The sequence below is a fragment of the Microtetraspora glauca genome (genome assembly GCF_040656155.1).
Taxonomy (GTDB): Bacteria; Actinomycetota; Actinomycetes; order Streptosporangiales; family Streptosporangiaceae; genus Microtetraspora; species Microtetraspora glauca.
The window spans coordinates 378,123-390,155 of the sequence record NZ_JBFALK010000002.1 but is presented as its reverse complement, the minus strand read 5'-3'; the positions used below and the strand labels follow the sequence as shown (position 1 = coordinate 390,155).

The window sequence follows — 12,033 nt, the reverse complement described above, 5'->3', positions numbered from 1 at the left end:
ATCACACGTGCGGCATGACCTCGGCCGCGATCAGTTCCAGATGGTCGAGATCGGCGAGATCCATGACCTGGAGGTACATCCGCTCCGCGCCCATCTCGGCGAACTTCCCGATCTTCTCCACGATCTCGGCGGGCGTCCCGGCGAGAGCACCCTCCCGCAGGGCCGCCACGTCCTGGCCGATAGCGGCGGCGCGACGGGCGATCTCGGCCTCGTCCCTGCCCGCGCACACGGTCTGCGCGGCCGAATACACCATGGACCCCCGTCCGGCGGCCTCGCACGCCTCGCGCACCCGCCCGAAGGCCGACCGCGTCTCCTCCAGACTCCGGAACGGCAGGTTGTACTCGTCCGCGAACCGGGCGGCGAGCCTGGGCGTCCTGCGGGCGCCGCCACCGCCGATGATGATCGGCGGCCTGGGGCGCTGACCCGGCTTGGGCAGCGCCGGGGAGTCCTCCACCCGGTAGTGCGCGCCCTCGAACGAGTACGGCTTGGCCGCGCCCCACAGCCCGGTGATGATCTCCAGCTGCTCCTCGAACCGCTCGAACCGCTCACCCACCGGAGGGAACGGGATGCCGTAGGCGGCGTGCTCGCGGTCGAACCAGCCCGTGCCCAGGCCGAGCTCGACCCGGCCGCCGCTCATCTGGTCGACCTGCGCGACGCTGATGGCGAGGGGGCCGGGCAGCCGGAACGTCACCGGCGAGACCAGGGTGCCGAGCCGGATGCGCGACGTCTCCCTGGCCAGACCCGCGAGGGTCACCCAGGCGTCCGTCGAACCGGGGCCGGGATCACCGGCCCCGATCCGCGCGTAGTGGTCGGAACGGAAGAACGCGTCGAATCCGAGCCGCTCCGTGGCCTGCGCCACCGCGAGCAGATCGTCGTACGTCGCGCCCTCTTGCGGCTCGGTGAAGATCCTCAGCTTCATCCGGTCATTATCTCCCCGGCCGTCCGGGCGTGGTTGATATGGTCCACGCATCATGCGCGTAAAGTAGCCACAATATGACTCAGGGTGGTGAACGGTGGGTTCTGTACGGCGGGAGCGCGAGCCGGGAACACCTCCACGATCCCTGGTGGCCCTGGCCGCGACGGCCCTGGTCGCCTGCACCGGATACGCCCTCTGGCTGCTGCCCGCGCAGGCCCGCCCCGACTGGTCCGCCACCCCCGTCGCGCATGTCCCCGAGCCGGGGGTGACCGCGAGCTCCGCCGTCGCGTTGCGCACGTCGGAGCCGGCCACGACGGAGCCGGCCACGACGGTCCCGGCGGTGACGCGGACCGGCGGCCCCTCCGGCTACGTCGTCTTCGTGGACGCCGTACGGGAGCCCGAGTTCGACCTGGCCGAGGCCGCCCGCCGCACCGGGACCGGCTGGTACACCATCGGCCATCTCGCCGCCGGGCCGGACGGCTGCACCCCACGCTGGGGCGGGATCACCGAGCAGGGCGGCAACCCCGTCGCCAACGGCATTGGTTCCCTCCGGGCGGGGGGCGGGGACGCCGGTCTCGCCTTCGGCGGCCCTTCGGGACGCGAGCTCTCCGCCACCTGCGCGGACATGGACCGCCTGCTGGCGGCCTACCGCCGCGTGCTCGGCTCGTTCGCTCCGGCCGTCATCGACTTCGAGGTCCGTGACTCGTCGGACGCGACGGCGACCGGCCGGCGTGCGGTGGCGATCAGCCTGCTGCAGCGGGAGGCCGCGGCGAGCGGGCGCGTGCTCGGCGTCACCTTCACGCTCCCCGCCTCGGAGTCCGGCCTCTCCGCGGCCGACAGCGCCATGCTGCGCACCACCCGGGCCGCGGGCGTCGACATCCGCGCGGTCAACCTGCTCGTGCCCTTCCAGCCGGGTGCGTCCGGCAACCTGCGCCGGCTGGCCGTCGTGGCCAGGGCCGTCCACGCCCAGTTGCCGTACGCGCTGGGTGTGGACGGCCGGCCGGGATGGCAGCGGATGGGACTCGTACCGGTGCTGGCCGCGTCACAGGATCTCGGTGCCGGCCAGGCGCGGCGGCTGGCCGCGTTCCGCGAACGGACCGGCCTGGCCTGGGTGTCCGTGCGCGGCGCCCGTCCCCGTGACGAGGTCGGCCGGATCCTGGACTCCGCCGCGTCGTGACCGTTCCGCCACTGCTTCAATGAGGAGATGGACGCACGGCGGTTGCTGGGCGGCGCGCGGGTGGCCAGGCTCGCCACGGTGAGCGGTGCCGGGGTCCCCCATCTCGTGCCCATCACCTTCGCCCTCGACGGCGACACGATCGTCACGGCGGTCGACCACAAGCCGAAGACCACCACGAACCTGCGCCGGATCCGCGACATACGGGAGAACCCGAACGTGTGCGTGCTGGCCGACCACTACGCCGACGACTGGGACGAGCTGTGGTGGGTCCGGGCGGACGGGTACGCCACGATCGCCGAGGACGACGCGGAGCGGGCCCCCGCCCTGGCCTCGCTTGCCGGGAAGTACGCCCAGTATCGGGACCGGCCGCCCGCAGGCCCCGTCATCATGATCCAGGTCACCGCCTGGAATTCCTGGTCGTACGCGTAGGAGGGGGCGGAGCCCGGCCGCCGGGCGCACGACACCCCGCTCCGGATCGCGGAGCGGGGTGCGGTGGGTCGGCCGCCGGCCGGGCGGAGGTCAGGCGCGGGCAGGAGCCACGGCGCGGGCCGCCTGGGCGCACGCGCGGCACGCGTCCACGCACTTCTGCATCATGGGGTCGCCGGTGCTCATGGGCATGGCCATCTCGGCACACCTGTCCGCGGCCCGGGCGCACATGCCGGCCATGTCCATGGCCATCGGCGACTGGCGCATCATCATGTCGCCGCACATGCGGGTCATGTCGGAGCAGTCCATCAGGGCGCCCATCATCGCCATGTCGGCGTGCTTGCCGCCCTGCTGGAGACAGTGCGTCATGGTCTGCTCACAACAGCTGTGGGCCTCCATGCACATGTCGATGCATTTCTGCATCTCCGATGTGATCTTCTTCTCCTGCTTCATGCTTCCCCCGTGATCGTGACCGCCCGCTCGTCGGGCCGCGTCGGAAGGTGTGCAGGAGCTTGGATTCCCCGTCCGAAGCGTCCGGATATACCGGTTTCTCTAATTTGATCACTATTTGCGGATGTTTTATGGCCATGCCGCTGGTTGCGATGATCGGCGGCGTCCGCGAGGTGCCCGCACGCCCGGCGGCGGCCACCGGCACGGCCGTCATGCGGCGACGTGGATCACGTCCTGGATGAGCGGTCCATGATGAACTCCGCCGTCGCCCGCGCGGCCAGGGCCGGATGAGCGTCGGGACGGGTGACGGCGTGGGCCAGCACTCCGTCGATGAGCACGAGGAGTTGGTCGGCGCCGAAATCCGGGTCGGGATGGCCGTGCCTGGTCAGCTCGGCGGCGAAGAGCCGATGGAGCCCGTCCTTGTAGGCACGGATCTCCGTGTGAGCGGGATGGCCCGGATCGGCGAGGGCGAGGTCGGCCGAGGTGTAGCGGCAGCCGCGGAACGACGGCCGGGTGGTGATCTTCTCCAGCTCGTCGAAGACGGCGAGCACGCGCAGGCGCGGCTCGTCGCCCGCCGCGTCCATGACCTCGCGGTAGCGGGCCTCGCCGGAGTGGGTGCGCAGCACCTCGGCGATGAGCCCGTCCTTCCCCCCGAAATGCTGGTAGAGCGAGCGGCGCGCGACATCGGCCTCCTTGAGGATCGCGTCCACGCCGACGTGCACACCCTGGGCGTAGGTGAGGTCGCGGGCCGCGTCGAGCAGCCGCTGTCGCGGCCCCGGTCTCGTCGTCACGGACCGATTCTGGCACGGGCTTGACAGTAGATCAACCGTTCTATCTAATCATGCGGCGTATACCGATCGTTCTATCTACAGGAGCGGCCATGTCCCGCCCGGGCACTCTGCCCACCGTGCTGACCGGCGTTTTCATCACGATCCTCGATTTCTTCATCGTCAACGTGGCCATCCCCGCGACCCAGCGTGACCTGCACACCAGCACCGCCGCCGTCGAATGGGTGGTGGCCGGATACGCCCTGGCGTACGGCTCCGGCCTCGTCCTCGGCGGGCGGCTCGGCGACATCTTCGGCCGCCGCCGGATGTTCGCCGTCGGCCTGGCGCTGTTCACGCTCGCCTCGATCGCGTGCGGCCTGGCCCCCGACGCCGCCACGCTGGTCGTCGCCCGGGTCGCACAGGGCGCGGCGGCCGCGTTGCTCTCCCCGCAGGTGCTGGCCATCCTGCGCACCGCCTACAGCGGCGCCGCCCAGGCCAGGGCCATCAACGCGTACGCGTTGACGATGGGTCTGGCCGCGGTGTTCGGCCAGCTCATCGGCGGCCTGCTCATCCAGGCGGACCTGTTCGGGCTGGGGTGGCGGGCCTGCTTCCTGATCAACGTGCCGATCGGCGTCGCCGCCCTCGCGGTCACCGGACGGCTGGTCCCCGAGAGCCGTCTCGACGGCGTGGTCCGGCTCGACCTCGGGGGCACCGCCCTCATCACGCTCGGGCTGGTCGCGACGCTGCTCCCGCTGATTGAGGGGCGTGAGCGGGGCTGGCCGATGTGGACCTTGCTGTCGTTCGCGTTCGCCGCCGTGCTCTTCCTCGCGTACGGCAGGCGGCGGCACCCGTCGCCCCTGATCGACCTGACCTTGTTCCGGGAGCGCGCCTTCACCGCCGGGCTGCTCACCTATCTCGCGTTCACGATGGGCATGTCCGCCTATTTCCTGATCTTCGCCCTGTACGCCCAGGAGGGCAGGGGCTTCGACGCACTCCAGGCCGGGCTGATCTTCCTGCCGATCGGCGGGGGCTACCTGGCCGCGTCACTGCTCGCACCCCGCCTCGCGGCCCGCTTCGGCCGCCAGGTGATCGCCGTCGGCGGGCTCGCCAGGGCCTTGGGCCTGACCGCCCTCCTCGTCGCGGTCGGCGGGAACGCGCCGGTCGGATGGCTGCTTCCCGCGCTGATCGTCGACGGGTTCGGCATGGGTCTCGCACTCGCGCCGATCATGAGCACCGTCCTGGCCAGGGTGGCCCCGCACCACGCCGGGGCCGCCGCCGGCGCGCTCACCACGGCCCAGCAGGTCGGCGGGGCGCTCGGGGTCGGCATCGTCGGCATCGTCTTCTACGGCGGCCTGTCCGGCGGCATGACGCGGGCCTTCCAGCACGGGGTGGTCTACCTGATCGCGGTCGCCCTGGCCGTCGCCGGACTCGTCCAATTGCTGCCACGCACCCCGCGCGCGCCCCGCGCCCGCGCTCAGTCCTTGACCAGGAGCGCGACGCACTCCACATGATGGGTCATCGGGTACTGGTCGAAAGCCCTCAGATCATCCAGGCGATAGCCGTACGGGGCGAACCAGGCGATATCACGCGCCAGCGTGGCCGGGTCACAGGAGACGTAGGCGACGCGGAGCGCGTCCAGCGTGGCGACTCGGTCCACCACGGGCCGTCCGAGTCCCGCCCTCGGCGGGTCGACCACGACGAGGTCGGCCCGCTCGATCTCCAGGCGGTCGAGCGCCTCCTCGACCTTGCCCCGCTCGGTCCGGGCCTGCGGCAGGTCCCGCAGGTTCCACCGCGCGTCCTGTACGGCCTGCGGATCCGACTCCACGCCCAGCACCGCGCCGTCGGGGCCCACCGCCTCGGCGAGGCCGGCGGCGAACAGGCCGACGCCGCAGTACAGGTCGAGCGCCCACTCCCCCGCCTTCGGCCGCGCGAAGTCCAGCACGGTGTCGAGGAGGGTCGCGGCGGCGCCCGGATGCACCTGCCAGAAACCACTCGCGGTGACCCGGAAGTCCCGGTCGCCGACGCGTTCGGTCATGGACGCCTGGCCCCGGACGGCGCGCGTGCCCCGCTTGCCCTCGTCGATGAGGACCGCGGCGTCGACATCGGGCAGGGACACCCGCCTGCCGGGCCTCGGGGTCACGATGACGGCCCTGTCGCCGCCCGAGGACGCCACCACCTCGACGGTGGCGGCCCCCGGCCACTCGAGCCCCTCCGCGCCGACCTCCTCGACCGCCGGATGGGCGATCGGGCAGGCGTCGATGTACTCGATGTCGTGCGACCGGTGCCGGCGCAGGCCGATGGAACCGTGCCTGTCGGCGGCGAACTGCACCCGCGTCCGCCAGCCGAGCCCGCCTCCGGCGGAACCGGGCACCTCCTCGACGGTCACCTTCCATTCGATGCCCGCGAGACGGCGCAACTGCTCCTCGACGACGTCCGCCTTCAACCGGCGCTGCGCCTCGGGCGACGCGTGCTGCCAGTCGCAGCCGCCGCACCTTCCCGGGCCGCTGAACGGGCACGGCGGCGTCACCCGGTCCGGCGACGGCTCCAGGATCTCTACCGCGTCCGCGCGCAGGAACCGCGCGGTCTCCTCGGTGATCGCCGCGAGGACACGCTCGCCGGGGAGCGCGTGCCGGACGAACACGACGCGCCCCTCGTGCCTGGCCACGCACCAGCCGCCGTTCGCGACCGGCCCCACCGTCAACTCGATCGCCATCGTGTTCTCCCCGCCGATCCCTTGCTTGGTCATGCCTTGATCTCGCCGTTCTTCACTTCGGGGTGCGACCGCCGTACGGCACCGGGCGCGAACGCCTCGGGGCGGCCCTTGAGCCGGTCGGAGGAGGCGAGCTGCCACGGCACGCTGGTGACCATCACTCCCGGCTTGAACAGCAGACGCCCCTTCAGCCGCAGCGCGCTCTGGTTGTGGAGCAGGTGCTCCCACCAGCGGCCGACGACGTACTCGGGGATGTACACGGTCACCACGTCGCGCGGCGACTTGCGGCGCAGCGACTTGACGTAGTCGAGCACCGGCCCGGTGATCTCCCGGTAGGGCGAGTCGAGGATCTTCAACGGCACCGGAATGCCCCGCCGGTCCCATTCCTCCTGAAGCCTGGCCGCCTCGTCGGCGTCCACGCTCACCGTGACGGCCTCCAGGGTGGACGGCCGGGTGGCCCTGGCGTACGCGAGGGCGCGCAGCGTCGGCTTGTGGATCTTGGACACGAGCACGATGGAGTGGTTGCGGGCCGGGAGCATCGTCTCGTCGATCTCGCCCTCGGGCGCGGCCAGCTCGTCGGCGACCCGGTCGTAGTGGTGCCGGATGCCCTTCATCATCAGGAACAGCACCGGCATGGCGATGCAGACGATGTACGCGCCGTGCGTGAACTTCGTGAGCAGGACGACGATGAGGACGATGCCCGTCATGACCCCGCCGAACCCGTTGATGACGCGGGCGCGCATCATGCGGAAGCGGGCCTTGGGGTCGGTCTCGGTCCTCAGGTGCCGCGTCCAGTGCCGCACCATGCCGATCTGGCTGAGGGTGAACGACACGAACACGCCGACGATGTAGAGGTTGAGCAGCTTGCTGACGTCGGCCTGGAACGCCCAGATGAGCAGGCAGGCGCCGGTGGCGAGCAGGATGATGCCGTTGCTGAACGCCAGCCGGTCGCCGCGGGTGTGCAGCTGGCGCGGCAGGTACCGGTCCTGGGCGAGGATCGAGGCGAGCACGGGGAAGCCGTTGAACGCGGTGTTCGCGGCCAGGAACAGGATGAGCGCGGTGACCGCGGCGATGGCGATGAACAGGATCGAGCCGTCACCGAACACGGCCGACGCGACCTGCGCGATGATCGGCTGCTGGTAGTAGCCGGGCCCGGCCGGCTGCCCGTTGATGAGGATGTCCCTGGCGACGTTGGCGGGCTCGGTCAGCTTCACCCCGGCCTTGAGGCCCAGGTAGATGATGCCGCTGAACATGACGACCGCGATGACGCCCATCATGAGCAGCGTCGTCGCGGCGTTCTTGCTCTTGGGCTTGCGGAACGCGGGCACGCCGTTGCTGATCGCCTCGACGCCGGTCAGCGCGGCGCAGCCGGAGGAGAACGCGCGCAGCACCAGGAAGGCCATCGCGAACCCGGCGATGTCGGCCTGCTCCGCCACGATCTGGTAGTCGGCCGTGGGGGCGCGCAGCGTGTCACCCAGCACGAGCAGCCGGAACAGACCCCACAGGACCATGCCGATCACGGCGAACATGAACGCGTACGTCGGAACCGCGAAGGCCGCACCCGATTCGCGAAGGCCGCGCAGGTTCATGATGGTCAGCAGCACGACGATCGCGATCGCCACCAGCGGCCGGTTCTCCGCGACGAACGGCACCGTGGCGCCCACGTAGTCGGCGCCGTTGGCGACCGAGACCGCGACCGTCAGCACGTAGTCCACGAGGAGCGCGCTCGCCACGGTCAACCCGGCGCTCGGCCCCAGGTTGGTCGTGGCCACCTCGTAGTCGCCGCCGCCGCTCGGGTAGGCGTGCACGTTCTGCCGGTAGGAGGCGACCACGGTGAGCATGACCACGACGACGCCCAGGGCGACCCACGGACTGTAGCTGTAGAACGCGGCGCCGCCCAGCGACAGGATCACCAGGATTTCCTGCGGCGCGTACGCCACCGAGGAGAGTGCGTCACTGGCGAAAACCGGAAGCGCGATACGTTTGGGGAGCAACTGGTCGTGGAGTTGCGTGCTGCGAAGCGCACGCCCCACGAGGAGCCGCTTGACGAGGTCCGTCACCTTTGACACGACTGTCGATGCTAGTCCTTCACCTTGGCTCCCCGCTCACCCGGCATCCATCGCGAGCGACATACTGTGCTCAAAGGAGACCGCCCCAACCCGACGGCGGGAGAGCATGCATATCGTGATCATGGGATGCGGACGGGTCGGTTCGACCCTCGCCCACATCCTCGAGGACAGCGGCCACTCGGTCGCGATCATCGACCGTGACCCGCAGGCCTTCCGCAGGCTGCGCGCGGGCTTCCGCGGCCGACGGGTCACCGGAGTCGGCTTCGACCGTGATGTCCTGGAGGAGGCGGGGCTGGCGACGGCCTCCGCCTTCGTCGCGGTGAGCAGCGGCGACAACTCCAACATCATCTCCGCCCGCGTGGCACGCGAGACCTTCGGCGTGGACAACGTGGTGGCCCGCATCTACGACCCCAGGCGGGCCGAGGTCTACCAGCGCCTCGGCATCCCGACCGTGGCGACGGTCCGCTGGACCGCCGACCAGATCCTGCGCCGGGTGCTCCCGGAGGGCGCGGAACCGCTGTGGCGCGATCCCACGGGGACCGTGATCCTCGCCGAGATGGCGTTCAACCCCGGCTGGATCGGGACACGGACGCGGAAGGTCGAGGAGGCGACGGGCGGCAGGATCGCCTTCCTCAACCGGATGGGCGAGGCCCTGGTGCCCAAGGACGACACCGTCATCCAGGACGGCGACATCCTGCACGTCATCGCCGCGGAGAACGACATGGACCGGATCAACAAGGTGCTGTCCGGCGCACCTTCCGAGGAGCACTGATGCGCGTCACCATCGCGGGCGCGGGCGCCGTCGGGCGCTCCATCGCCGCGGAACTCCTGGAGAACGGCCACGAGGTCCTTCTCATCGACGTCGATCCACGAGCCATCAAGATCGACAGCGTTCCCCGCGCCGAGTGGCTGCTCGCCGACGCCTGCGAGATCTCCTCGCTCGACGAGGCCGGGCTGAACGGCTGCCAGGTCGTCATCGCCGCGTCCGGCGACGACAAGGTCAACCTGGTGGTCTCCCTCCTGGCCAAGACCGAGTACGGCGTGCCGCGCGTCGTGGCCCGCATCAACCACCCCAAGAACGAGTGGCTGTTCAACGAGTCGTGGGGCGTGGACGTGGCGGTCTCCACGCCGCGCCTGCTCTCGGCGCTGGTCGAGGAGGCCGTCAGCGTGGGCGATCTCGTCCGGCTGATGACCTTCCGGCAGGGCCAGGCGAACCTGGTCGAGCTCACCCTGGCCGAGGACGCGCCGGTGGTGGGGCAGCGGGCCGGGTCCGTGCCGTGGCCGGTGGACGCGGCGCTGGTCGCGATCCTGCGCGAGGGCCGGGTCCTGGTGCCGTCGGCCGACGACCCGCTGGAAGCCGGGGACGAGCTGCTCTTCGTCGCCAACCAGGACGTGGAGCACGAGCTCGCCGAACTGCTGTCGGGGCGCTGAGCCGCAACTGGGCCGCAACTGGGCCGCGCAGCTGAGCCGCAGAGCCGGTCGCCCCTGCCGAGCGGGGCGACCGCCGCTCAGCCGGTGCTCTGGATCGGGGTACGGCCCCGGGCGAGCACCCACACCATGGCCGCGAGCGCCGCGACCTGGAGCGGCCAGCCCAGTGCGATCTTGGTGAGGCCAAGCGTGACGACCTGGTCGAACATGTAGAGCGGCAGCTGCACCAGCACGCGCACCAGGCAGGGCAGCATCAACAGCCACGTGAGCTTGGAGCAGAGCCGGACCAGACCCGGATCCTTGTGCCAGGCCGTCGGATCACCCGTCACCGAGCCGATCAGGAAGCCCAGGACCGGCCATCGGGTCACGATCGACAGCAGCATGGCCGCGGCGTACACGGCGTTGTAGAGGATGCCCGGCAGGAAGTAGTCCTTGGCGTCGCCGCTGCGGGTGGCGAAGAACGCGCCGATGGCGATGCCGATCAGGCTGTTGATCACGAACTGCGGCGTGCTGCGTTGCACGAGCCGCACCAGCAGCAGGACGACCGCGGTGGCGATGCTGACGATCAGCGAGGGCTTGAGCTCGCTCGTGCCCACCCACATGGCGGTGAAGGCGATCGTGGGCACCGCGGCCTCGATGATGCCCCTCTTGCCGCCCAGCGCCTTACTCAGCTGGGCCCTGAGGGCGGCCTCGACGGTGTCATGTGCGGCGTGCGTCGCCGTTACGTCCGCTGCACTCATGATTCCTCCTCGCGTCGCGACCGGCGGGGCCGGTCGCATGGCGCGTCGCTCGCGTCGATCCGCTCGGCGAACGCGCTCACGCGCGCTCCCCGACGATCACTGCCCACCGGCGGGGCGAAGCTCGTAACGTGGGTTGAACATGACCTTCCGGCCGTCCTGGACGCTGACCAGGCCCTCGGCACGGACCACACGGCCCGGCTCGATGCCGGCGATCTTTCGGCGGCCGAGCCAGACCAGGTCGATCACGTCGGAGCCGTCGTACAGCTCCGCCTCCAGCGCGGGGGCTCCGCCCCGTGGCCGAAGTGTGACGGTCCGTAGTGTACCGGCGACGCAGGAGCGTTGCCGCTCCCCGCAGGAGGCGATGGGCGTGGCGCCGTGCCTGCCCAGGTCCTCGCGGAGTTCTTCGGCCTCCAACTCGGCCTGGCTGCTCGTCAGCCGCTGGAAGAAGCCGCGCAGACGGCCCTTCTTCACCGGCTCCGCCGTGCTCATCGATCGCTCACCGTCTCCTCGCGGGCCGTGCGGGCCGCTTCGCCGCCGGCGACGCTCTCTCGGGAGGCGTGTCGCCGGCCACTGCGCGTGCTCACCAAGCTCGCTCCGTGTTCATGCTTTCCAAGCGTAGGCGATGGAACGCGGCGAAGCGCATGCCGGGTTTCACCGGATCTCGGAGATCTCCGGGCCTCGCTCGAACGGCTTGAACTCCTCGTGCTCGGGCTCCTGCTCCATCGCCTGCCTGGCCTCGGCGGGCAGGCGCAGCTGGATGGGCTCGCGCGGAGCCATCGGCTCGTCGCCACGGACGACGACGATGTCGCGCACGACTCCTTCGAGGGTCTCGGCCGCGGCCGGATCGAGTGCGGCGCGGCCACTGAGAGCGGCCCGCAGGAGCCAGCGCGGCCCGTCCACCCCGATGTAGCGGACCGGCTGCGTGCCCTGGCCCTGCGCCGGGACCTTCGCGGCCAGCTCCGGCCCGAACGGGCCCTCCCGCTCCTCGGCGGTGCCGCCCAGGGCGGCCACCTCCCGGGACAGCTCGGCACGGACCTCGTCCCAGATGCCGCTGCGCTTCGGCGCGGCGAACGCCTGCACCTGCAGGGCGCTCTCCTCCACGAGCACGACGGCACCCACGATGCTGTCACCGGACATGGTGAGCTGGATCTCGAAACCGGGACCGACGGGCAGGAGCAGACCTCCCAGGTCGACCCGCTCGCTCTCCGGATGTGCCTCTTCTGCGTCCCACGGACCTGATTCGCGCGCGGGAGCGGCGGGCTCCCTCTCGGGTACGGCCTGCGCCGTCTCCTCATCCGCGCGTCGACGGCGTCCGAACACGTCGTTCACACTCCTTATGACCTGTGCTCG

General features: G+C 70.9%; 13 protein-coding genes. 5 read left to right on the top strand and 8 right to left on the bottom strand.

Features of this window, described 5'->3' with window-relative positions; translation table 11 throughout:
* Window position 1: 1 nt before the first annotated feature.
* Window positions 2–919, bottom strand: a complete 918-nt coding sequence (locus AB0I59_RS04950; protein ID WP_358130157.1) for an LLM class F420-dependent oxidoreductase — start codon at window positions 917–919, stop codon at window positions 2–4.
* A gap of 94 nt (window positions 920–1,013) precedes the next feature.
* Between AB0I59_RS04950 and AB0I59_RS04945 the strand changes: the two genes are divergently transcribed.
* Together AB0I59_RS04945 and AB0I59_RS04940 are read left to right on the top strand one after the other, a co-directional pair.
* Window positions 1,014–2,093: a glycoside hydrolase family 18 protein gene (locus AB0I59_RS04945; RefSeq protein ID WP_358130155.1), complete on the top strand. Its 1,080-nt coding sequence runs from the start codon at window positions 1,014–1,016 to the stop codon at window positions 2,091–2,093.
* Between the two features lie 27 nt (window positions 2,094–2,120).
* Window positions 2,121–2,522, top strand: a complete 402-nt coding sequence (locus tag AB0I59_RS04940) for a TIGR03668 family PPOX class F420-dependent oxidoreductase (RefSeq protein WP_061255327.1) — start codon at window positions 2,121–2,123, stop codon at window positions 2,520–2,522.
* A gap of 90 nt (window positions 2,523–2,612) precedes the next feature.
* Here the strand turns inward: AB0I59_RS04940 and AB0I59_RS04935 are convergent, their stop codons facing one another.
* Complete coding sequence (locus AB0I59_RS04935) at window positions 2,613–2,972, bottom strand: four-helix bundle copper-binding protein (RefSeq protein ID WP_061255326.1); 360 nt, start codon at window positions 2,970–2,972, stop codon at window positions 2,613–2,615.
* Window positions 2,973–3,196: 224 nt separating this feature from the next.
* Entirely contained in the window at window positions 3,197–3,760 is a 564-nt protein-coding gene (locus AB0I59_RS04930) for a TetR/AcrR family transcriptional regulator (protein WP_358130152.1), read from the bottom strand.
* A gap of 89 nt (window positions 3,761–3,849) precedes the next feature.
* Here AB0I59_RS04930 and AB0I59_RS04925 point away from each other — a divergent pair, with 89 nt between their 5' ends.
* Window positions 3,850–5,247, top strand: coding sequence for an MFS transporter (locus AB0I59_RS04925; RefSeq protein WP_358130149.1), 1,398 nt, complete (start codon window positions 3,850–3,852; stop codon window positions 5,245–5,247).
* Here AB0I59_RS04925 and AB0I59_RS04920 read toward each other — a convergent pair.
* Window positions 5,211–6,482 carry a class I SAM-dependent RNA methyltransferase gene (locus tag AB0I59_RS04920; RefSeq protein WP_358130146.1) on the bottom strand — a complete coding sequence of 424 codons (1,272 nt, stop codon included), beginning with the start codon at window positions 6,480–6,482 and terminating at the stop codon, window positions 5,211–5,213. The genes AB0I59_RS04925 and AB0I59_RS04920 overlap by 37 nt on opposite strands.
* The gene (locus AB0I59_RS04915; protein ID WP_358130143.1) at window positions 6,479–8,515 is read right to left on the bottom strand and encodes an APC family permease; all 2,037 of its coding nucleotides are present in this window, start codon (window positions 8,513–8,515) and stop codon (window positions 6,479–6,481) included. The genes AB0I59_RS04920 and AB0I59_RS04915 overlap by 4 nt, the downstream gene beginning before the upstream one ends.
* Before the next feature lie 106 nt (window positions 8,516–8,621).
* Between AB0I59_RS04915 and AB0I59_RS04910 the strand changes: the two genes are divergently transcribed.
* Together AB0I59_RS04910 and AB0I59_RS04905 are read left to right on the top strand one after the other, a co-directional pair.
* Window positions 8,622–9,287: a potassium channel family protein gene (locus AB0I59_RS04910; RefSeq protein WP_061255322.1), complete on the top strand. Its 666-nt coding sequence runs from the start codon at window positions 8,622–8,624 to the stop codon at window positions 9,285–9,287.
* Entirely contained in the window at window positions 9,287–9,946 is a 660-nt protein-coding gene (locus AB0I59_RS04905) for a potassium channel family protein (protein WP_061255321.1), read from the top strand. The genes AB0I59_RS04910 and AB0I59_RS04905 overlap by 1 nt, the downstream gene beginning before the upstream one ends.
* Window positions 9,947–10,023: 77 nt before the next feature.
* Here the strand turns inward: AB0I59_RS04905 and AB0I59_RS04900 are convergent, their stop codons facing one another.
* The 3 genes from AB0I59_RS04900 to AB0I59_RS04890 form a co-directional block, all read right to left on the bottom strand.
* The gene (locus AB0I59_RS04900; protein WP_358130139.1) at window positions 10,024–10,683 is read right to left on the bottom strand and encodes a DUF3159 domain-containing protein; all 660 of its coding nucleotides are present in this window, start codon (window positions 10,681–10,683) and stop codon (window positions 10,024–10,026) included.
* A gap of 96 nt (window positions 10,684–10,779) precedes the next feature.
* Window positions 10,780–11,172 (bottom strand): OB-fold nucleic acid binding domain-containing protein, encoded by a 393-nt coding sequence (locus tag AB0I59_RS04895; RefSeq protein ID WP_061255319.1) that lies wholly within the window; start codon window positions 11,170–11,172, stop codon window positions 10,780–10,782.
* A 162-nt stretch (window positions 11,173–11,334) separates the two neighbouring features.
* A complete protein-coding gene (locus AB0I59_RS04890; RefSeq protein WP_358130136.1) occupies window positions 11,335–12,012 on the bottom strand; it encodes a DUF3710 domain-containing protein in 678 nt (225 codons plus the stop codon).
* Window positions 12,013–12,033 lie beyond the last annotated feature (21 nt).